The sequence below is a fragment of the Pseudomonas sp. 14A genome, assembly GCF_018132745.1.
Taxonomy (GTDB): domain Bacteria; phylum Pseudomonadota; class Gammaproteobacteria; order Pseudomonadales; family Pseudomonadaceae; genus Aquipseudomonas; species Aquipseudomonas mercuritolerans.
In genome coordinates this window covers 115223-136548 of the sequence record NZ_JAGRQJ010000016.1, presented here as the reverse complement: position 1 = coordinate 136548, position 21326 = coordinate 115223, and the positions used below count along the sequence as shown (strand labels likewise).

Sequence of the window (21326 nt, the reverse complement as noted above, 5' to 3'; positions counted from 1 at the left end):
AGCGCATCGCAAGCCTCATGACGCGCTACAATGGCCGCTTTTACCGATCACGAGGTGTGCGCTTTGACTGCTCCAGGTCCTTTGAATTCCGCTGCTGGCTCGCTTTATGTGGTGGCGACGCCCATCGGCAACCTGGACGACATCAGCGCCCGGGCCTTGAAAATCCTCCGTGAAGTGGCCCTGATTGCAGCGGAAGACACGCGGCATTCGGCGCGCCTGATGCAGCACTTCGGCATCGGCACGCCTTTGGCCGCATGCCACGAACACAATGAACGGGATGAGGGTAGCCGCTTTATTACCCGGTTGCTGGCGGGCGACAACGTCGCACTGATCTCCGATGCCGGCACGCCGCTGATCTCCGATCCGGGTTATCACCTGGTGCGTCAGGCCCGTGCGGTCGGCATCAACGTGGTGCCGGTGCCGGGTGCCTGCGCGTTGATTGCGGCGCTGTCGGCGGCAGGATTGCCGTCCGACCGTTTTATCTTCGAAGGCTTTCTGCCGGCCAAGTCGGTCGGGCGCAAGGCGCGTCTGGAAGCAGTCAAAGAAGAGCCGCGCACCCTGATTTTCTATGAAGCGCCGCATCGCATTCTCGAATGCCTGCAGGATATGGAAGCGGTGTTTGGCGGCGAGCGTCAGGCTCTGCTGGCGCGGGAAATCACCAAGACCTTCGAAACCCTCAAAGGCCTGCCGCTCAGCGAGCTGCGTGCGTTCGTCGAGTCCGACAGTAATCAGCAGCGCGGCGAGTGCGTGGTGCTGGTGGCCGGCTGGACCGCGCCGGAGTCGGAGGACGCGGTCAGCAGCGAAGCCATGCGCATCCTCGATCTGCTTCTGGAGGAAATGCCGCTCAAGCGCGCCGCCGCACTGGCAGCGCAAATCACCGGCGAGCGCAAAAACGTCTTGTATCAGGTAGCGCTGGATAAACAGAAAGGCGTGTAAGCCGTCGCCCATGGCGTTCTTGAGGGTTTTAGCGCTTGTTCTTCCGGCGCTCTGCCGTTAACCTTCGCGGCGGAGAGTCGATCGGACAGTCGCTGCCCTCTATGAAAATTAGGGGGGGGAGGAAAGTCCGGGCTCCATAGGGCGAAGTGCCAGGTAATGCCTGGGAGGCGTGAGCCTACGGAAAGTGCCACAGAAAATAACCGCCTAAGCGCGCAAGCGCCGGTAAGGGTGAAAAGGTGCGGTAAGAGCGCACCGCACGTCTGGCAACAGTTCGTGGCTAGGTAAACCCCACTTGGAGCAAGACCAAATAGGGTCCCAAGGCGTGGCCCGCGCTGGGACCGGGTAGGTTGCTAAAGATGTCCAGTGATGGCCATCGTAGACGAATGACTGTTCAAGACAGAACCCGGCTTACAGATCGACTCTCCACCTTTTTCTTTCCCTGCTTGAAACAAAAAAGACGCGGCTGTGTAATATCAGCCGGCCTGGTCTGAAACTCCGGCAGCGGCAAACGCGGTAATAGCCTTTTCCCACCCTGCTTCAATCAACAGCCGAAGCGCCTTTGTAATACCGAAAAAATCTTACTCTTAACAAACTACTTTAACTTTCGAGCGCAGCTTTCAGTGCTGCATCAAGTTATTGGTCGAAACTTCACGTCAGATTCTCGTTGAGCCTCCTTTTACGTCGCTAAATCTCCGTTCTGTAAGGCTTTTCCTTTAATCCGCGCCTTGACGGTGTGGTGGGCGCATTCCTATAGTGTGCGCAAGTGGCGGAAAGTGGCATGAAGTGGGTTTTTTGAGCTCAAAACGATAAAAATTGGAGAAACGCTGACGTGTTTCGCGGAGCTAACGCTATCAGTCTCGATGCAAAGGGCCGTCTCGCCATGCCGAGCCGGTACCGTGACGAGCTCGATTCGCGCAGTTCCGGCCAATTGATCGTGACCATTGATGCCGTTGATCCATGCCTGTGTGTCTATCCGCTCGATGAGTGGGAAATTATTGAAACCAAGTTGCGCGCACTCCCTTCGCTTCGCGAAGAGAACCGTCGCCTGCAACGTTTATTGATTGGTAATGCCGTCGACCTCGAACTCGATGGCAGTGGTCGTTTCCTGGTTCCGCCGCGTTTGCGCGAATACGCCAAGCTCGATAAGCGCGCGATGCTGGTCGGCCAGCTGAACAAGTTCCAATTGTGGGACGAGGATGCATGGAACGCGGTATCTGCCGCTGACCTTGCTGCTATTCAACAACCGGGCGCGATGCCTGATGAACTGCGTGATTTGATCCTGTGACTATTGATAGCGGCTTTAACCACATCACCGTACTGCTTGACGAAGCCGTCGAGGCTCTCGCCGTACGTCCTGATGGCTGCTATCTGGATGGCACGTTCGGGCGCGGCGGGCACAGTCGGTTGATCCTCAGCCAGCTCGGGCCGGACGGTCGACTCATCGGATTCGACAAGGATCCTCAAGCGATTGCCACCGGGCAAACGCTAGCGGCCGAAGACGGCCGCTTTGTCGTTGTGCAGCGCAGCTTTGCCGAGCTCGGTTCGGTGGTTGCCGAGCAAGGCCTGACCGGCAAGGTCAGCGGCATTCTGCTCGACCTCGGCGTGTCGTCGCCGCAGCTTGACGACGCTGAGCGCGGCTTCAGTTTCCTCAATGACGGTCCGCTGGACATGCGCATGGACCCGTCCCGCGGCATCAGCGCTGCCGAATTCGTCAACACCGCGCCGGTGGAAGAAATCGCCCGGGTGTTCAAGGAATACGGCGAAGAACGTTTCTCCGGGCGCATGGCCCGCGCCGTCGCCGAGCGTCGTGACATCAAACCGTTCGAGCGCACCGCCGATCTGGCCGAGGTGCTGAAAGTCGCCAACCCGGCGTGGGAAAAGGGCAAGAACCCGGCTACCCGCGCGTTCCAGGGTTTGCGCATTCACGTCAATAACGAACTCGGCGATCTGGAAGCCGGTCTCGACGCCGCGCTGGAAGCGCTGGAAGTTGGCGGCCGTCTGGTGGTCATCAGCTTCCACTCGCTGGAAGACCGCATCGTCAAACTGTTCATGCGCAAGCTGGTGAAAGGCGAAGCCGACAACCTGCCGCGCAACCTGCCGGTTCGCCACGTCGCCTTCGAACCGAAAATCAAAATCCACGGCAAAGCGCAGACGGCCTCCGACGCCGAACTCAAAGTCAACCCACGTTCCCGTAGCGCCGTCATGCGTGTCGCGGAGAAGTTGCGGTGAGCAAGCTTTTCGCCAAACCACTGCCCGGCGGCAGCTTTCTGATGCTGCTGCTCTTTATTGGCGTGCTGTTTTCGGCCATTGCCGTGTCGTACAGCGCGCACTGGAACCGGCAGTTGCTCAACACTCTTTATAACGAACTCAGCGTGCGCGACAAGGCGCAGGCCGAGTGGGGCCGCTTGATTCTCGAGCAGAGCACCTGGACCGCGCACAGTCGCATCGAAGTGCTGGCCACCGAACAACTGAAAATGCACATCCCTGGCGCGGCTGACGTGAAGATGGTGGCGCCATGATGAAACTCGAAGGCGCACTGTTCCCGTGGCGCTTCCGCCTGATGGTGGCGCTGCTCGGCCTGATGGTCGCGGCGATCTGCTGGCGCATCATCGACCTGCAAGTGGTCGACCGTGACTTCCTCAAGGGCCAGGGCGATGCGCGCAGCCTGCGGCACATTCCGATTCCGGCGCACCGTGGCCTGATCACCGACCGCAATGGCGAGCCTCTGGCCGTCAGTACGCCGGTGACCACGCTGTGGGCCAACGCCAAGGAAATGCAGTCGGCCAAAGAGAAGTGGCCGGCACTCGCTGCCGCGTTGGGTCAGGACCCGAAAGCCCTGAGCGAACGCCTCGAAGCCCAGGCCAACAAAGAATTCATCTATCTGGTGCGCGGGCTGACCCCCGAGCAGGGCCAGGCTGTGCTCGATCTGAAAGTGCCGGGCGTCTATGGCATCGAAGAATTCCGCCGCTTCTATCCGGCCGGGGAAGTCACCGCGCACATGGTCGGCTTTACCGATATCGACGATCACGGCCGTGAAGGCGTCGAGCTGGCCTATGACGAATGGCTGGCCGGGGTGCCGGGCAAACGACAAGTCATCAAGGATCGCCGTGGCCGGCTGATCAAGGATGTTCAGGTCACCAAAAACGCCAAGGCCGGCAAGCCCTTGGCGTTGTCGATTGATCTGCGTCTGCAATACCTGGCCAACCGCGAGCTGCGCAACGCGATCATCGAGAACGGCGCCAAGGCCGGCAGTCTGGTGATCATGGATGTGAAGACCGGCGAGATTCTGGCCATGGTCAACCAGCCGACCTACAACCCGAACAACCGTCGCAACCTGCAACCGGCGATGATGCGCAACCGCGCCATGATCGACGTGTTCGAGCCGGGTTCGACCATGAAAGCCATTTCCATGAGCGCGGCGATCGAAACCGGCCGCTGGAAACCGAGTGACACCGTCGAGGTGTACCCGGGCTCGTTGCAGATCGGCAAGTACACCATCAAAGACGTGTCGAAGACCGAGGGGCCGGTGCTCGACCTGACCGGCATCCTGATCAATTCCAGTAACGTCGGCATGAGTAAAGTCGCCTTCGATATCGGCGGCGAAACCATTTTCCGTCTCGCGCAGAAAGTCGGCCTCGGTCAGGACACCGGTTTGGGCTTCCCCGGCGAACGTGTCGGCAATCTGCCCAACTACCGCGAATGGCGCAAGGCTGAAACTGCAACCTTGTCTTACGGCTACGGTATTTCCGTGACCGCGATCCAGTTGGTGCATGCGTTCTCGGCACTGGCCAACAACGGTCGCCTCGCGCCGCTGACCCTGATCAAAACCGACAAGATGCCGCAGACCACGCAAGTGCTGCCGGAAGCCGTGGCGAAAACCATGCAGGGCATGTTGCAGCAAGTGATCGAAGCGCCGCGCGGCGTATTCCGTGCGCAGGTGCCGGCTTATCACGTCGGCGGCAAGTCGGGTACCGCGCGCAAGACCTCGGTCGGCACCAAGGGCTACGCGGAAAACTCCTACCGTTCGCTGTTCGCCGGTTTCGGCCCGATGAGCGATCCGCGTTACGCGATTGTTGTGGTGATCGATGAACCGACCAAGGCCGGGTACTTCGGTGGTCTGGTGTCCGCGCCGGTGTTCAGCCGTGTGATGTCCGGCACCCTGCGCCTGATGAACGTGACCCCGGACAACCTGCCGACCACGCAACAGGCCAACGCCACCCCGGTCGTTCCGCTGAAAGCCAATGGAGGGCGCGGCTGATGTCATTAAGTCTGAACAAGATATTTCCCCACGCCGGCCATGATCTGTTGATCCGTGAACTGGCGCTGGACAGCCGCAACGTGCGCGCCGGCGATCTGTTTCTCGCCGTGCCCGGCGGCCGCTTCGATGGCCGTGCGCACATCGCCGATGCCTTGCAACGCGGCGCGGCTGCCGTGGCTTATGAAGTCGAAGGCGCCACCGTGCTGCCGATCACTGACGTGCCGCTGATTCCGGTCAAGGGTCTGGCGGCGCAGCTGTCGGACATCGCCGGGCGTTTTTACGGTGAACCGAGTCACCACCTGAACCTGATCGGCGTCACCGGCACCAATGGCAAGACCAGCGTGACCCAACTGGTCGCGCAGGCGCTGGATCTGCTCGGCCAGCATTGCGGCATCGTCGGCACCCTCGGTTCCGGTTTCTATGGCGCGCTGGAAAGCGGCCTGCACACCACGCCGAATCCGATTGCCGTGCAAGCGACACTGGGTGACCTGAAAAAGGCCGGTGCCAAAGCCGTGGCCATGGAAGTATCGTCCCACGGTCTGGATCAGGGCCGGGTCACCGCGCTGGCGTTCGACGTGGCGGTGATGACCAATCTGTCACGTGACCATCTGGATTATCACGGCACCATGCAGGCGTACGCCGAGGCCAAGGCCAAGCTGTTCGCCTGGAATGACCTGAAGTGCCGCGTGGTCAATCTCGACGACGATTTCGGCCGGCAACTGGCGGCGGAAAAACGCGAGTCGCGCCTGATCACCTACAGCCTGCTCGACAGCAGCGCGTACCTGTTCTGCCGCGAAGCGCAGTTCGACGACCACGGCGTACGCGCCACGCTGGTAACGCCGCAAGGCGAGCACCACCTGCGCAGCACGCTGCTCGGGCGTTTCAACCTGAGCAACGTGCTGGCGGCAGTCGGCGCCTTGCTCGGTCTGGATTACGCCCTCGACGAAATTCTCAAAGTGCTGCCAAAGCTCGAAGGCCCGGCCGGGCGCATGCAGCGTCTGGGCGGCGGCACGCAACCGCTGGTGGTGGTCGATTACGCCCACACGCCCGATGCGCTGGAAAAAGTTCTTACCGCACTGCGCCCGCACGTCAAAGGCCAATTGCTGTGCCTGTTCGGCTGCGGCGGTGATCGCGATCGCGGCAAACGTCCGTTGATGGCCGAAGTGGTCGAGCGTCTGGCCGACCAAGTGCTGGTGACCGACGACAACCCGCGCGCCGAAGATCCTGCGGTGATTTTCGACGACATCCGCGCCGGTTTCAGCGCTGTGGATAAAGTCACTTTCGTCGCCGGTCGCGGCCAGGCCATTGCGCAATTGATTGCTGGCGCAACCGCTGATGACGTCATTGTGCTGGCCGGCAAAGGTCACGAGGACTATCAGGAAATCAACGGCGTGCGCCATGCGTTTTCCGATCTGGTCGAGGCCGATCGCGCCCTGACCGCGTGGGAGGTGGCCCATGCTTAAGGCCCTGACACTCAGCGAACTGACCAACGCACTCGAAGCCCGTTTGATCGGCGCTGACGCGAGTTTCGACGGCGTCAGCATCGACAGTCGGGCGATCCAGCCCGGCCAGTTGTTCATCGCCCTGACCGGCCCGCGTTTCGACGGTCATGATTATCTGAACGACGTTGCCGGTAAAGGCGCCGTGGCGGCACTGGTCGAGCGCGAAGTCGCCGACAGCGCGCTGCCGCAATTGCTGGTCAAGGACACCCGTCAGGCGCTGGGCCAACTCGGCGCCTTGAACCGTGCTGCGTTCACCCAGCCAGTGGCGGCGGTGACCGGTTCCAGTGGCAAGACCACGGTCAAGGAAATGCTCGCGAGCATCCTGCGCACGCGCGGTCCGGTGCTGGCGACCCGTGGCAATCTGAACAACGACCTCGGCGTCCCGCTGACCCTGATCGAACTGGCGCCGGAACACACCTCCGCCGTGATCGAACTGGGCGCTTCGCGTCTCGGTGAAATCGCCTACACCGTGGGCCTGACCAAGCCGCATGTGGCGATCCTGAACAACGCCGGCACCGCTCACGTCGGTGAGTTCGGCGGTCCGGAAAAAATCGTCGAAGCCAAAGGTGAAATCATCGAAGGCCTGGCCGCCGATGGCATCGCCGTGCTCAACCTCGATGACAAGGCTTTCGCTATCTGGAAGACCCGCGCTGCCGGTCGTCAGGTGCTGACCTTCGCCCTGAGCAACAGCGAGGCGAATTTCCATGCCAGCGATCTGGCCACTGATGCCCGTGGTTGCCCGGCGTTCAATCTGCACACGCCTGAAGGCAGTGAGCGCGTGCAACTGAACCTGCTCGGTACCCATAACGTCGCCAATGCCCTGGCTGCCGCCGCTGCTGCCCACGCCTTGGGCGTGTCGTTGTTCGGCATCGCCACCGGCCTCGGCGCGGTGCAACCGGTCAAGGGGCGCACCGTCGCGCAACTGGCGAAAAACGGCATGCGCGTCATCGATGATACGTACAACGCAAACCCCACCTCGATGTGTGCGGCCGTTGATATACTCGCCGGCTTTTCCGGCCGCACCGTCCTGGTGCTCGGAGATATCGGCGAGTTGGGCGACTGGGCGGAGCAGGGGCACCGCGACGTGGGCGAGTACGCCCGAGGCAAGGTTTCCGCGCTTTACGCGGTCGGGCCGAACATGGTCCACGCGGTAAACGCTTTCGGTGAGCAGGCGCAGCACTTCGGCACCCAGGCCGAGCTGATCCAGGCCCTCGCCGCCGAGCAGGACACAAACACCACCATTTTGATCAAGGGTTCGCGCAGCGCAGCGATGGAAAACATCGTTGCGGCTCTGTGCGGGTCCAGTCTGGAGAAACATTAATGCTGCTGCTGCTAGCGGAGTATCTGCAACAGTTCTACAAAGGCTTCGCGGTCTTCCAGTACCTGACCCTGCGCGGGATTCTCGGTGTGCTGACCGCGCTGGTCTTGTCGCTGTGCTATGGCCCGTGGATGATCCGTACTCTGCAGAACCGTCAGATCGGCCAATCGGTACGTAACGACGGCCCGCAATCGCACCTGTCCAAATCCGGTACGCCGACCATGGGTGGCGCGTTGATCCTGTCGTCGATCGGCGTCAGCACTCTGCTCTGGGCTGACCTGAGCAACCGCTACGTCTGGGTGGTGCTGCTGGTGACCCTGCTGTTCGGCGCCATCGGCTGGGTCGACGATTACCGCAAAGTCATCGAGAAAAACTCCCGTGGCCTGCCGAGCCGCTGGAAATATTTCTGGCAGTCGGTGTTCGGCCTCGGCGCAGCGATCTTCCTTTATATGACTGCCGCGACGCCGGTGGAAACCACCTTGATCCTGCCGATGCTCAAGGACTACAGCATTCCGCTGGGCGCCGGGTTCATCGTGCTGACCTACTTTGTGATTGTCGGTTCGAGCAACGCGGTCAACCTGACTGACGGCCTCGACGGCCTGGCGATCATGCCAACCGTGATGGTCGGCGGCGGCCTGGGGATTTTCTGCTACCTGTCGGGTAACGTGAAATTCGCCGAATACCTGCTGATTCCTTACGTGCCGGGCGCGGGCGAGCTGATCGTGTTCTGCGGCGCGCTGATCGGTGCCGGCCTTGGTTTCCTCTGGTTCAACACCTATCCAGCGCAAGTATTCATGGGCGACGTCGGTGCCCTGGCACTTGGCGCGGCACTGGGCACCATTGCGGTGATCGTCCGTCAGGAAATCGTCCTGTTCATCATGGGCGGCGTGTTCGTGATGGAAACCCTGTCAGTGGTCATTCAGGTTGCCTCCTTTAAGCTGACCGGTCGCCGTGTGTTCCGCATGGCGCCGATACACCACCACTTTGAACTCAAGGGCTGGCCCGAGCCGCGCGTGATCGTCCGTTTCTGGATCATCACCGTGATTCTTGTCCTGGTCGGCCTTGCCACCCTGAAGCTGAGGTAGAACGAGTGTCTCTGATCGCTTCTGACCACTTCCGCATCGTTGTCGGCCTCGGCAAGAGCGGCATGTCCCTGGTTCGCTTCCTGGCGAACCGGGGCACGTCGTTTGCTGTGGCCGACACGCGGGACAATCCACCGGAACTGGCCACGCTCAAGCGTGACTATCCGCACGTGGAAGTGCGTTGTGGCGAGCTGGACGTCGAATTCCTCTGCCGTGCCGACGAGCTCTACGTGAGCCCCGGCCTGGCGCTGGCGACCCCGGCCCTGCAAGCCGCCGCAGCCCGTGGCGTGAAAATGTCCGGCGACATCGAGCTGTTCGCGCGTAACGCGCGGGCGCCGATCGTGGCCATTACCGGCTCCAACGCGAAAAGCACCGTCACTACTCTGGTCGGCGAGATGGCGGCTGCGGCCGGCAAGCGCGTCGCCGTTGGCGGCAACCTCGGCACGCCGGCGCTGGATCTGCTTAGCGATGACGTCGAGCTGTACGTCATGGAGTTGTCGAGTTTCCAGCTGGAAACCACCGACCAGCTCAACGCCGAAGTCGCCACCGTACTGAACATCAGCGAAGACCACATGGATCGCTACAGCGGTCTGCCGGCCTATCACCTGGCCAAGCACCGGATCTTCCGGGGCGCGAAGCAGTTTGTGGTCAACCGTCAGGACGCCCTGAGCCGTCCATTGATTGGCGAAGGCCAGCCATGCTGGACCTTTGGCCTGAGCAAACCGGATTTCAAGGCGTTCGGCATTCGCGAAGAAGACGGCGAGAAATACCTCGCCTTCGAATTCCAGAACCTGATGCCGGTGCGTGAACTGAAAATTCGTGGCGCACACAACCAGTCCAACGCTCTCGCCGCCTTGGCACTGGGTCACGCGGTGGGCCTGCCGTTCGACGCCATGCTCGCGGCGTTGCGCACGTTTGCCGGCCTCGAGCATCGTTGCCAGTGGGTGCGCGATCTCGACGGCGTGGCCTATTACAACGATTCCAAAGCCACCAACGTTGGCGCCGCTCTGGCCGCCATCGAAGGCCTCGGTGCGGACATCGACGGCAAGGTCATTCTGATCGCCGGCGGTGACGGCAAAGGCGCCGAATTCAACGATCTGCGCGATCCGGTGGCGGCCAACTGCCGCGCTGTGGTGCTGATGGGCCGCGACTCCGACAAGATCGGCGCAGCCATCGGTGATGCCGTGCCGCTGATCCGTGCGTCCTCGCTGGTCGACGCCGTCGCGCAATGCCGCGCCGCTGCCCAACCGGGTGACGTAGTGCTGCTGTCTCCGGCCTGCGCCAGTTTCGACATGTTCAAGAATTACGAAGACCGTGGTCACCAGTTCGTCCGCGCTGTGGAGGAACTGGCATGAACCTGAGAAACATCATCAAGCCGTACCCGTCGCCGCTGATCACCGGGCGTGGCATCGACCTCGACTTCCCGATGCTCGCCGGTTGCCTGGCGCTGCTCGGTCTCGGCCTGATCATGATCGCCTCGGCGTCCACCGAAGTGGCGGCGGCGCAGTCGGGCAGTCCGCTGTATTACATGATTCGCCACCTTATCTATGTGGTGCTGGGCCTGGGCGCGTGCATCGTCACCATGATGATCCCGATCGCCACCTGGCAGCGCCTCGGCTGGATGATGCTGATCGGTGCGTTCGGCCTGTTGGTGATGGTGATCATCCCCGGCATCGGCCGCGAAGTGAACGGTTCGATGCGCTGGATCGGTTTCAGCTTCTTCAACGTGCAACCGTCGGAAATCGCCAAGGTGTTCGTGGTGATCTACCTCGCCGGTTATCTGGTGCGCCGGCAGAAAGAAGTGCGCGAGAGCTGGATGGGCTTCTTCAAGCCGTTCATCGTTCTGCTGCCGATGGCCGGTCTGTTGCTGATGGAGCCGGACTTCGGTGCCACCGTGGTAATGATGGGCGCCGCGGCGGCGATGCTGTTTCTTGGCGGGGTCGGGTTGTTCCGTTTCTCGCTGATGGTGGTGCTGGCGGTTGGCGCGGTGGTTCTGCTGATCCAGATGCAGCCCTATCGAATGGCGCGTCTGACCAACTTCGCCGACCCGTGGGCCGACCAGTTCGGCGCCGGTTATCAGTTGTCGCAGGCCTTGATCGCTTTCGGTCGCGGCGAGTGGCTGGGCGTCGGCCTGGGCAACAGCGTGCAGAAACAGTTCTACCTGCCGGAAGCGCACACCGACTTCGTGTTCTCGGTACTCGCCGAAGAACTCGGTGCGGTCGGTTCGCTGTGCACCGTCGCGCTGTTCGTGTTCGTATGTATTCGCGGCATGTACATCGGCCTGTGGGCGGAGAAGGCCAAGCAGTTCTTTGCCGCTTACGTGGCTTACGGCTTGTCGTTCCTGTGGATTGGTCAGTTCCTGATCAACATCGGTGTGAACGTCGGCCTGCTGCCAACCAAGGGGCTGACCTTGCCGTTCCTCAGTTACGGCGGCAGCTCGCTGGTGATCTGCTGCGCCTGTCTCGGCCTGTTGCTGCGCATCGAGTGGGAGAGTCGAACCCACCTGGGCAGCGAAGAGATGGAATTCCAGGAGAGCGACTTCGCCGAGGAGCCGACTCATGGGCGCTAATGTATTGATCATGGCCGGCGGTACCGGCGGCCACGTGTTCCCGGCGCTGGCCTGTGCCCGCGAGTTTCAGGCGCGCGGCTATACCGTGCACTGGCTCGGCACGCCACGCGGGATCGAAAACGAACTGGTTCCGGCGGCTGGGCTTGAACTGCACCGGATCAACGCCAGCGGTCTGCGCGGCAAGGGCAAGCTGTCGCTGCTCAAGGCGCCGCTGATGTTGCTGAAATCGGTGTGGCAGGCGCGGGCGATCATGCGCCGCCTGAAGCCGGTGTGCGTGGTTGGCTTCGGCGGATATGTGACCGGCCCTGGTGGTCTTGCTGCGAAACTGGCCGGCGTGCCGGTGATCGTTCACGAGCAGAACGCTGTCGCCGGCACCGCCAATCGGTTGCTGGTGCCGTTCGCCGCCCGAGTGTGTGAAGCGTTCCCCGACACCTTTACTCTGTCGGACAGCCGCCGTACCACCGGAAATCCGGTGCGCAGCGAGCTGTTCCTCGACACATCGCGACCGGCACTGGCCGGGCGCAAAGCGCGTTTGCTGATCCTTGGCGGCAGCCTGGGCGCAGAACCGTTGAACAAATTGCTGCCTGAAGCCCTGGCGCAAGTCGCTGCCGATTTGCGCCCGGAAGTGTTTCATCAGGCCGGCAAAAATCACGATGAAGTGACTGCCGAGCGTTACCGCGCCGTGGGTGTGGAAGCGCAGGTGCAGCCGTTCATCAAAGACATGGCCCAGGCCTATGGCTGGGCTGACCTGGTGGTGTGCCGCGCCGGCGCGCTGACCATCAGTGAGCTGGCGGCCGCCGGTCTGCCCTCGATGCTGGTGCCTTTGCCCCACGCCATCGACGATCACCAGACCCGCAACGCCGATTATTTGGCCCGCGAAGGCGCAGCCTTCCTGATGCCGCAAAGAACGACTGGTGCCGCGGATCTTGCCGCGCGCCTGACAGAGGTCTTGATGCAACCGCAACGACTCGAAGCAATGGCCCAAGCGGCCCGCCGACTGGCCAAACCCGATGCCACCCGTAGCGTGGTCGATACCTGTCTGGAGGTGGCCCATGGTTGAGAATCAGAAAGCCATGCCACAACCGGAAATGCGCCGCATCCGTCGCATCCACTTCGTCGGCATCGGCGGCGTGGGCATGTGCGGCATTGCTGAAGTGTTGCTGAACCTGGGCTATCAAGTCTCCGGTTCCGACCTGAAAGCTTCGCCGGTCACCGAGCGCCTGGAATCGTTTGGCGCGCAGATCTTCATCGGTCACCGTGCCGAGAACGCCGCTACTGCCGATGTGCTGGTGGTGTCGAGCGCGGTGAACACCTCCAACCCGGAAGTGGCGACTGCCCTTGAGCGTCGTATTCCGGTAGTGCCGCGCGCAGAAATGCTCGCCGAGCTGATGCGCTATCGCCACGGCATCGCCGTCGCCGGTACCCACGGCAAAACCACCACCACCAGCCTGATCGCTTCGGTGTTCGCGGCCGGTGGTCTGGACCCGACATTCGTGATTGGTGGTCGCCTGAATGCGGCGGGCACCAATGCCCAGCTCGGCACCAGCCGTTACCTGATCGCCGAAGCCGACGAAAGCGATGCGAGCTTCCTGCATCTGCAGCCGCTGGTGGCCGTGGTCACCAACATCGACGCCGACCACATGGCGACCTACGACGGTGACTTCAACAAACTGAAGAAAACCTTCGTCGAATTCCTGCACAACCTGCCGTTCTACGGTTTGGCGGTGATGTGCCTGGACGATCCGGTGGTGCGCGAAATCCTGCCGCTGGTGAAACGTCCGACCGTGACCTACGGCTTCAGCGAAGACGCCGACGTACGCGCAATCAATGTCCGTCAGCAGGGCATGCAGACCTTCTTCACCGTGCTGCGCCCGGATCGCGAGCCGCTGGACGTGTCGGTGAACATGCCCGGCAACCACAACGTGCTCAACTCGCTGGCGACCATCTGCATCGCCACCGATGAAGGCGTCAGCGATGAAGCCATCGTTCAGGGCCTGTCGGGCTTCCAGGGCGTTGGCCGACGCTTCCAGGTCTACGGCGAACTGCCGGTAGACGGCGGCAACGTGATGCTGGTCGACGACTACGGTCACCACCCGACCGAGGTCGCTGCCGTGATCAAAGCCGTGCGCGGTGGCTGGCCGGAGCGTCGTCTGGTGATGGTCTACCAGCCGCATCGCTACAGCCGCACCCGTGATCTGTACGACGACTTCGTCAATGTACTGGCCGACGCCAACGTGCTGCTGCTGATGGAAGTCTATCCGGCCGGCGAAGAGCCGATCCCGGGCGCCGACAGCCGCAAGCTGTGCAACAGCATCCGTCAGCGCGGTCAGCTCGACCCGATCTACATCGAGCGTGGCGTTGACCTGGCACCGCTGGTCAAGCCGCTGCTGCGCGCCGGCGACATTCTGCTGTGCCAGGGCGCGGGTGATATCGGCGGTCTCGCGCCGAAGCTGTTGAAAAGTGAATTGTTCGCCGGCGCCGTGGCGGCGCCGGTCGAGGGGAAGTTGAAATGACTGCTGCCTACGCCAAGCTGTTCTCCACCATCGCGCCGAAAGACTTCGGCCGCGTCGCCGTGCTCTTCGGCGGCCTGAGTGCCGAGCGTGAGGTTTCGCTGAAATCCGGCAACGCCGTGCTCGAAGCGCTGCAAAGCGCTGGCGTCGACGCGTTCGGCATCGATGTGGGCGAAGACTTCCTGCAGCGTCTGCTCAGCGAAAAGATCGACCGCGCCTTCATCATTCTCCACGGTCGCGGCGGTGAAGACGGCAGCATGCAGGGCCTGCTCGAGTGCGCCGGCATCCCGTACACCGGCAGCGGCATTCTTGCTTCCGCACTGGCGATGGACAAGCTGCGTACCAAGCAGGTCTGGCACAGCCTCGGGATTCCGACGCCGCGTCACGCCGTGCTGTGCAGCGAAGCCGATTGTATTTCGGCGGCGACGGAACTGGGCTTGCCTTTGATCGTCAAACCGGCGCATGAAGGTTCAAGTATCGGGATGGCCAAAGTGAATTCTGCGTCCGAGTTGATCGACGCATGGAAAGCGGCCAGTACCTACGATTCGCAAGTGTTGGTCGAGCAATGGATTCAAGGTCCGGAGTTCACCATCGCCACCCTGCGTGACCAGGTGTTGCCTCCTATCGCCCTGGGTACACCGCACACGTTCTACGACTACGACGCCAAGTACATCGCCAACGATACCCAGTACCGCATTCCGTGCGGGCTCGACGCGGCCAAGGAACAGGAACTCATGGAACTCACGGCCAAGGCCTGTGAGGCGCTGGGTATCGCCGGTTGGGGCCGGGCGGACGTGATGCAGGACGCCGACGGGCAGTTCTGGTTCCTCGAAGTCAATACCGCACCGGGCATGACCGATCACAGCCTGGTGCCGATGGCGGCGCGGGCTGCCGGTCTGGATTTCCAGCAACTGGTTCTGGCCATTCTGGCCGCCAGCGTTGAAAACGCAGGCGCAACAGAGGCGCGAGGTTAAGACCATGCAAGGCGCTCATCTCAGACATCAGCCACCCGCACCCGGCCGCAAGCCGGTGCCGCGGGGTGCCAGCCGAATGGTGGCGAAAGAGCCGATGTCCGCGCGCCTGCCGAAAGCCAATTTCGGCTTTCTGAAAAGCCTGTTCTGGCCGGTGCTGCTGGTGGCGCTGGGCTTTGGTACCTACGAAGGCGCGCAGCGTTTGTTGCCGTACGCCGATCGGCCGATCAGCAAGATCGCGGTGCAGGGCGACCTGAGTTACATCAGCCAGCAGGCGGTGCAGCAGCGAATCGCGCCGTTCGTGGCGTCGAGCTTCTTCACCATCGACCTCGCCGGCATGCGCAAAGAGCTGGAACAGATGCCATGGATCGCTCATGCCGAAGTGCGCCGGGTGTGGCCGGACCAGGTGGTGATCCGCCTCGAAGAGCAATTGCCGGTGGCCCGATGGGGCGACGAGTCGCTGCTGAACAATCAGGGTCAGGCATTTACCCCCAGAGAGCTGGCGAACTACGAACACCTGCCGCAGCTGTTCGGCCCACAACGGGCTCAACAGCAGGTGATGCAGCAGTATCAGGTGCTGAGCCAGATGCTGCGGCCGCTGGGTTTTTCGATTGCACGCCTGGAATTGCGTGAACGCGGCAGCTGGTTCCTGACCACCGGTGCCGGCAGTTCCGGCCCCGGCATCGAGTTGCTGCTGGGACGCGGCAACCTGGTGGAAAAGATGCGCCGCTTCATCGCCATCTATGACAAGACGCTGAAAGAGCAGATTACGAACATTGCGCGCATCGATCTGCGCTACGCCAACGGCCTCGCTGTTGGCTGGCGGGAACCCGTAGCGCCGACGACAGCCCAACCCGCTGTCGCAAAGAATTAAGAAGAGGCAGGACCCATGGCAAACGTGCAAAGCGGCAAAATGATCGTCGGTCTGGATATCGGCACCTCCAAAGTGGTGGCGCTGGTAGGCGAGGTCGCGGACGACGGCCAGCTGGAAATCGTCGGGATCGGCACGCATCCGTCCCGCGGCCTGAAGAAGGGCGTGGTGGTCAACATCGAATCCACCGTGCAGTCGATCCAGCGCGCGATCGAAGAAGCCCAACTGATGGCCGGCTGCCGCATTCACTCGGCGTTCGTCGGCGTGGCCGGCAATCACATCCGCAGCCTGAATTCCCACGGCATCGTTGCGATCCGTGATCGTGAAGTCAGCTCGGCGGACCTTGAGCGTGTACTCGACGCCGCCCAGGCCGTGGCGATCCCGGCTGACCAGCGCGTGCTGCACACCCTGCCGCAGGATTACGTGATCGATAACCAGGAAGGCGTGCGCGAGCCGCTGGGCATGTCCGGCGTGCGTCTGGAAGCCAAGGTTCACGTGGTCACCTGCGCCGTCAACGCTGCACAGAACATTGAAAAATGCGTGCGTCGCTGCGGTCTGGAAATCGACGACATCATTCTTGAGCAACTGGCCTCGGCCTACTCGGTGCTGACCGACGACGAAAAAGAACTGGGCGTGTGTCTGGTCGACATCGGCGGCGGCACCACCGACATCGCGATCTTCACCGAAGGCGCGATCCGTCACACCGCGGTGATCCCGATTGCCGGTGATCAGGTGACCAACGACATCGCCATGGCGTTGCGCACTCCGACCCAGTACGCCGAAGAGATCAAGATCCGTTACGCCTGCGCCCTGGCCAAACTGGCCGGTGCCGGCGAAACCATCAAGGTGCCGAGCGTTGGCGACCGTCCACCGCGCGAACTGTCGCGTCAGGCCCTGGCCGAAGTGGTCGAGCCGCGTTACGACGAACTGTTCACCCTGATCCAGGCCGAGCTGCGTCGCAGCGGCTACGAAGACCTGATTCCGGCGGGCATCGTGCTCACCGGCGGTACGTCGAAAATGGAAGGCGCCACTGAACTGGCCGAAGAGATCTTCCACATGCCGGTGCGCCTTGGTGTGCCGCATGGCGTGAAAGGTCTGGATGACGTGGTGCGCAACCCGATTTATTCCACTGGCGTCGGTTTGTTGATGTACGGCCTGCAGAAGCAGTCCGACGGAGTTTCGTTCTCCGGCATCGGCAGCCGCGACAGCTACAGCAGCGAAGAGCCTCAGGCGCCGCTGCTGGACCGACTGAAAAAGTGGGTTCAGGGCAATTTTTAAAACAGCAGCCTGGAGCGACAAGCTTCAAGCGGCAAGCAACTGCAGTAGATACACCGCTACAAACAGCAGTAGGCGAAAAAACTAGAGAATGTAAGGAGAGGGAAAATGTTCGAACTCGTAGACAACATCCCCGCAAGCCCGGTAATCAAAGTTATCGGTGTCGGCGGTGGCGGCGGCAACGCTGTCAATCACATGGTCAAGAGCAACATCGAAGGCGTTGAGTTCATCTGCGCCAACACCGATGCTCAAGCGCTGAAAAACATCGGCGCGCGGACCATCCTGCAACTGGGCACCGGCGTGACCAAAGGCCTGGGCGCCGGCGCCAATCCTGAGGTCGGCCGTCAAGCCGCTCTGGAAGACCGCGAGCGCATTGCTGAAGTGCTGGCCGGCACCAACATGGTGTTCATCACCACCGGCATGGGCGGCGGTACCGGTACCGGTGCGGCGCCGATCATCGCTGAAGTGGCCAAGGAAATGGGCATCCTGACCGTTGCGGTCGTGACCCGTCCGTTCCCGTTCGAAGGCCGCAAGCGTATGCAGATCGCCGACGAAGGCATTCGCATGCTCTCGGAAAGCGTCGACTCGCTGATCACCATTCCGAACGAAAAACTGCTGACCATCCTCGGCAAAGACGCCAGCCTCTTGTCGGCTTTCGCCAAGGCTGACGATGTACTGGCCGGTGCCGTTCGCGGTATCTCCGACATCATCAAGCGTCCGGGCATGATCAACGTCGACTTCGCCGACGTGCGTACCGTGATGAGCGAAATGGGCATGGCAATGATGGGCACTGGCTGCGCCAGCGGTCCGAACCGTGCACGTGAAGCCACCGAAGCGGCAATCCGCAACCCGCTGCTGGAAGACGTCAACCTGCAAGGTGCGCGCGGCATTCTGGTGAACATCACCGCCGGTCCTGACCTGTCCCTGGGTGAGTACTCCGACGTTGGTTCGATCATCGAAGCCTTCGCTTCCGAGCACGCGATGGTCAAGGTCGGTACCGTTATCGATCCGGACATGCGCGACGAGCTGCACGTAACTGTGGTTGCCACCGGTCTGGGCGCGAAAATCGAGAAGCCTGTAAAGGTCATCGACAACACCGTTCACACCTCGATGGCTTCGGCGCAGGTGCAACAACCGGCTCCGGCCCGTCAGGAGCAGCCAGCGGTGAACTACCGTGATCTGGACCGTCCGACCGTCATGCGCAACCAGGCTCAGGCCGGTGCTGCGGCTGCCGCGAAGATGAATCCGCAGGATGACCTGGACTACCTGGACATTCCGGCATTCCTGCGTCGTCAGGCCGATTGATGGAATGTATCAGGGCTATGAAGGTGATTGGTGTTCAGCAAAGGCATGGTCTGCTATCATCGCCAGCCTTTGTTGATACCAGTTCGCAATTTGCGCTGAAGCGGCCCAAGCCATGATTAAACAACGCACACTGAAAAATATTATCCGTGCCACAGGTGTAGGCCTGCACTCCGGTGAGAAGGTCTATCTGACCCTCAAGCCTGCGCCTGTCGACACTGGCATTGTGTTTTGTCGCGCTGACCTCGACCCTGTGGTGCAGATTCCTGCCCGCGCGGAAAACGTCGGTGAAACCACTATGTCGACGACGCTGATCAATGGCGACGTCAAAGTGGACACGGTAGAGCACTTGCTCTCGGCCATGGCTGGCCTGGGCATCGATAACGCCTACGTCGAGCTCTCCGCGTCCGAAGTCCCGATCATGGATGGCAGCGCTGGACCCTTCGTATTCCTGATTCAATCGGCAGGCCTGGAAGAACAGGACGCCGCCAAGAAATTCATCCGCATCCTGCGTGAAGTGACAGTGGAAGACGGCGACAAGCGCGCCACTTTCGTCCCTTTCGAAGGCTTTAAGGTGAGCTTCGAGATCGATTTCGATCACCCGGTATTCCGGGACCGCACCCAGAGTGCAAGCGTGGATTTTTCCAGCACTTCGTTCGTAAAAGAAGTCAGCCGCGCCCGTACCTTTGGCTTCATGAGTGACATCGAGTACCTGCGCAAGCACAACCTCGCACTCGGCGGCAGCGTGGAAAACGCGATCGTGGTCGACGCTGATGGCGTGTTGAACGAAGACGGTCTTCGTTATGAAGACGAATTCGTCAAACACAAGATCCTCGACGCGATTGGCGACCTGTACCTGCTGGGCAACAGCCTGATTGGTGAGTTCAAAGGCTTCAAGTCCGGTCATGCACTGAACAACCAGCTGCTGCGCAAATTGATTGAGCAGACAGACGCTTGGGAAGTGGTGACGTTCGAAGACGCCAGCACCGCACCAATCTCTTACATGCGCCCGGTTGCGGCGGTGTAAGTAAAAAACCTCTCTAGTTTTTTGAAGGCCATCCTCGGATGGCCTTTTTTTATGCCCTTTATAAGATCAAAAGATCGCAGCCTTCGGCAGCTCCTACAGGGATACCGCATTCCAGATGTAGGAGCTGCCGAAGGCTGCGATCTTTTGACTTTAAACTGACACTACAACGCGATTGCGCCCGCCTTCCTTGGCCTGATACAGCGCCTTGTCCGCTGAAAACAGCAGCTGCTCCAAGGTCATCTCGCTCGCCGATGTCCACGTAGCGATGCCGATACTCACGGTCATCGCCCGCTCAGCGCCTTCAACCCAGGGCAAATCTTCCACAGCCTGGCGAATCTGCTCGGCGATCTGCTGCGCTCCTGCGCTGTCGGTCTCGGCGAGAATCACCGAAAACTCTTCACCGCCATACCGCGCGACCAGATCTGCCGGGCGTCGCACGTTCGCGGTGATTACCTTGGCCAGTTCACGCAAGACCTGATCCCCAGCTTGATGGCCATGACGATCATTGAAGGCCTTGAAGTGGTCGGCATCGATCATCATCACCGACAGCGGCTGGCCCGAGCGCTGGGCGCGGAACCATTCGTGGCGCAGGGTCTGATCGAGCATGCGCCGGTTGGCCACACCGGTCAGGTCATCGGTGGCAGCCAGTTGCGCCAGTTCGCGTTCGGCGCGATGGCGCAAACGCAGTTCCCGGGCCAGCAGCCAGGTCAGCCACAACAGCCCCAGGCACAGCACGCCGGTGGCGCCGCTGATCAGGATCGCTGTGCGCCGCCAGGTGCCGAACACTTCCTCGCTGGACAGCGCCACCATCACGGTCAACGGCAGATTGCCGACCCGCGAGTAGGTATAGAGCCGGCGTTGTTTATCCATGCTCGAGGTACTGGTGAAACTGCCGCTGCCATCGCGATCGTTGAGAATCCGCACGACGTTGGGCCGGTTGCCGAAACTCTTGCCGACCGAATCGCTCTGCAGATACGGCTTCTGCGCGAGCAGCACGCCATCGCTGTTGATGATGTTCAACGTGCTGTCGGTGCCGATGTCGAGGCTTTTGAACAGGTCGTCGAAATAGTCGAGTTTCAGCGACGCCACCGCCACGCCGAGGAATTCACCGGTCTGCGAGGAGATGCGCCGGCTGAAGCTGATGCGCCACTGATCGGCCTCTTCGCAATCGCAGCGGGTCTTGAACGGGCGGCTGATGAACATGCCGATGTCGCGGTTGAATGCGTGGGCGAGGAAATAATCGCGATCGGCGAAATTGCCCGGTTTCGGTTCGATGCGCGAGGAATCGGCGATTACCTCGCCATGCTTGTCGAGCAGGAGGATGTCGCCCTTGAAGCGCGCGGTGGCAGAGCGATCGAACAGTGCCAGATGACGGATCTGCGGCGAGACGTTCTGCAGGTCGTCACGCTGGGCGGCGGCGATCAGCCCTTGCAGCGTCAGGTCGTACAGCTCGACGGTGCGCAGCACATCGGCGTCGATCAATTGCGCGATGGTCGTGGCGCGGCGGGTGGCGACTTCCTGCGCACTGGCGTACTCGCGGATCAGCAGGAAGGTGATGATGCACACCATCGCAATCACAGTCAGCAGGCTGCCGAGGATCAGCAGGCGCTCGGGGCGACCGGTAAGGCCTGTGGTGGAAGGCTTGCGGCTGGCGATCATGATGAGGAGCCGGTTGGAGTGGTTTCATAAGCTTAGTTGGGCTGAC

18 protein-coding genes and 1 other RNA gene are annotated in these 21326 nt (G+C 61.5%); 18 read left to right on the top strand and 1 reads right to left on the bottom strand.

The window, feature by feature from the left end; genetic code table 11:
- Nucleotides 1–30: 30 nt before the first annotated feature.
- The 18 genes from rsmI (at nucleotide 31) to lpxC (ending at nucleotide 19621) form a co-directional block, all read left to right on the top strand.
- On the top strand, nucleotides 31–936 hold the full coding sequence (gene rsmI, locus PS14A_RS20505; protein WP_161984073.1) for a 16S rRNA (cytidine(1402)-2'-O)-methyltransferase: 906 nt from the start codon (nucleotides 31–33) through the stop codon (nucleotides 934–936).
- 73 nt (nucleotides 937–1009) lie between these two features.
- Nucleotides 1010–1363: RNase P RNA component class A (rnpB, locus tag PS14A_RS20500), an RNA gene on the top strand.
- Between the two features lie 402 nt (nucleotides 1364–1765).
- Complete coding sequence (gene mraZ, locus PS14A_RS20495) at nucleotides 1766–2221, top strand: division/cell wall cluster transcriptional repressor MraZ (RefSeq protein WP_007917012.1); 456 nt, start codon at nucleotides 1766–1768, stop codon at nucleotides 2219–2221.
- Nucleotides 2222–2223: 2 nt separating this feature from the next.
- A complete protein-coding gene (gene rsmH / locus PS14A_RS20490; RefSeq protein ID WP_137214189.1) occupies nucleotides 2224–3165 on the top strand; it encodes a 16S rRNA (cytosine(1402)-N(4))-methyltransferase RsmH in 942 nt (313 codons plus the stop codon).
- On the top strand, nucleotides 3162–3455 hold the full coding sequence (ftsL, locus tag PS14A_RS20485) for a cell division protein FtsL (protein WP_016773269.1): 294 nt from the start codon (nucleotides 3162–3164) through the stop codon (nucleotides 3453–3455). Before rsmH ends, ftsL begins: the two co-directional genes overlap by 4 nt.
- Nucleotides 3455–5194, top strand: a complete 1740-nt coding sequence (locus PS14A_RS20480) for a penicillin-binding protein 2 (RefSeq protein WP_178084479.1) — start codon at nucleotides 3455–3457, stop codon at nucleotides 5192–5194. The genes ftsL and PS14A_RS20480 overlap by 1 nt, the downstream gene beginning before the upstream one ends.
- The gene (locus PS14A_RS20475) at nucleotides 5194–6657 is read left to right on the top strand and encodes a UDP-N-acetylmuramoyl-L-alanyl-D-glutamate--2,6-diaminopimelate ligase (protein WP_212617099.1); all 1464 of its coding nucleotides are present in this window, start codon (nucleotides 5194–5196) and stop codon (nucleotides 6655–6657) included. The genes PS14A_RS20480 and PS14A_RS20475 overlap by 1 nt, the downstream gene beginning before the upstream one ends.
- A complete protein-coding gene (gene murF, locus PS14A_RS20470; RefSeq protein ID WP_110603062.1) occupies nucleotides 6650–8017 on the top strand; it encodes a UDP-N-acetylmuramoyl-tripeptide--D-alanyl-D-alanine ligase in 1368 nt (455 codons plus the stop codon). The genes PS14A_RS20475 and murF overlap by 8 nt, the downstream gene beginning before the upstream one ends.
- Nucleotides 8017–9099 carry a phospho-N-acetylmuramoyl-pentapeptide-transferase gene (gene mraY / locus PS14A_RS20465; protein WP_016773275.1) on the top strand — a complete coding sequence of 361 codons (1083 nt, stop codon included), beginning with the start codon at nucleotides 8017–8019 and terminating at the stop codon, nucleotides 9097–9099. The genes murF and mraY overlap by 1 nt, the downstream gene beginning before the upstream one ends.
- 5 nt (nucleotides 9100–9104) lie before the next feature.
- Nucleotides 9105–10451: a UDP-N-acetylmuramoyl-L-alanine--D-glutamate ligase gene (gene murD / locus PS14A_RS20460; RefSeq protein ID WP_212617098.1), complete on the top strand. Its 1347-nt coding sequence runs from the start codon at nucleotides 9105–9107 to the stop codon at nucleotides 10449–10451.
- A gap of 2 nt (nucleotides 10452–10453) precedes the next feature.
- Nucleotides 10454–11665 carry a putative lipid II flippase FtsW gene (gene ftsW / locus PS14A_RS20455; RefSeq protein WP_172667897.1) on the top strand — a complete coding sequence of 404 codons (1212 nt, stop codon included), beginning with the start codon at nucleotides 10454–10456 and terminating at the stop codon, nucleotides 11663–11665.
- Nucleotides 11655–12725, top strand: coding sequence for an undecaprenyldiphospho-muramoylpentapeptide beta-N-acetylglucosaminyltransferase (gene murG, locus PS14A_RS20450; protein WP_016773277.1), 1071 nt, complete (start codon nucleotides 11655–11657; stop codon nucleotides 12723–12725). Before ftsW ends, murG begins: the two co-directional genes overlap by 11 nt.
- A complete protein-coding gene (gene murC / locus PS14A_RS20445; RefSeq protein WP_039761387.1) occupies nucleotides 12718–14178 on the top strand; it encodes a UDP-N-acetylmuramate--L-alanine ligase in 1461 nt (486 codons plus the stop codon). Before murG ends, murC begins: the two co-directional genes overlap by 8 nt.
- Nucleotides 14175–15149, top strand: coding sequence for a D-alanine--D-alanine ligase (locus tag PS14A_RS20440; protein WP_133338343.1), 975 nt, complete (start codon nucleotides 14175–14177; stop codon nucleotides 15147–15149). Before murC ends, PS14A_RS20440 begins: the two co-directional genes overlap by 4 nt.
- A gap of 4 nt (nucleotides 15150–15153) precedes the next feature.
- Complete coding sequence (locus tag PS14A_RS20435) at nucleotides 15154–16020, top strand: cell division protein FtsQ/DivIB (protein WP_212617097.1); 867 nt, start codon at nucleotides 15154–15156, stop codon at nucleotides 16018–16020.
- Nucleotides 16021–16035: 15 nt separating this feature from the next.
- On the top strand, nucleotides 16036–17295 hold the full coding sequence (gene ftsA / locus PS14A_RS20430; RefSeq protein ID WP_016773282.1) for a cell division protein FtsA: 1260 nt from the start codon (nucleotides 16036–16038) through the stop codon (nucleotides 17293–17295).
- Nucleotides 17296–17400: 105 nt separating this feature from the next.
- Nucleotides 17401–18597 carry a cell division protein FtsZ gene (gene ftsZ / locus PS14A_RS20425; RefSeq protein ID WP_016773283.1) on the top strand — a complete coding sequence of 399 codons (1197 nt, stop codon included), beginning with the start codon at nucleotides 17401–17403 and terminating at the stop codon, nucleotides 18595–18597.
- A 112-nt stretch (nucleotides 18598–18709) separates the two neighbouring features.
- Nucleotides 18710–19621 (top strand): UDP-3-O-acyl-N-acetylglucosamine deacetylase, encoded by a 912-nt coding sequence (gene lpxC / locus PS14A_RS20420; RefSeq protein WP_007916984.1) that lies wholly within the window; start codon nucleotides 18710–18712, stop codon nucleotides 19619–19621.
- Nucleotides 19622–19771: 150 nt separating this feature from the next.
- Here lpxC and PS14A_RS20415 read toward each other — a convergent pair whose 3' ends face one another.
- Nucleotides 19772–21280, bottom strand: a complete 1509-nt coding sequence (locus PS14A_RS20415) for a sensor domain-containing diguanylate cyclase (protein ID WP_212617096.1) — start codon at nucleotides 21278–21280, stop codon at nucleotides 19772–19774.
- Between the last annotated feature and the right edge of the window lie 46 nt (nucleotides 21281–21326).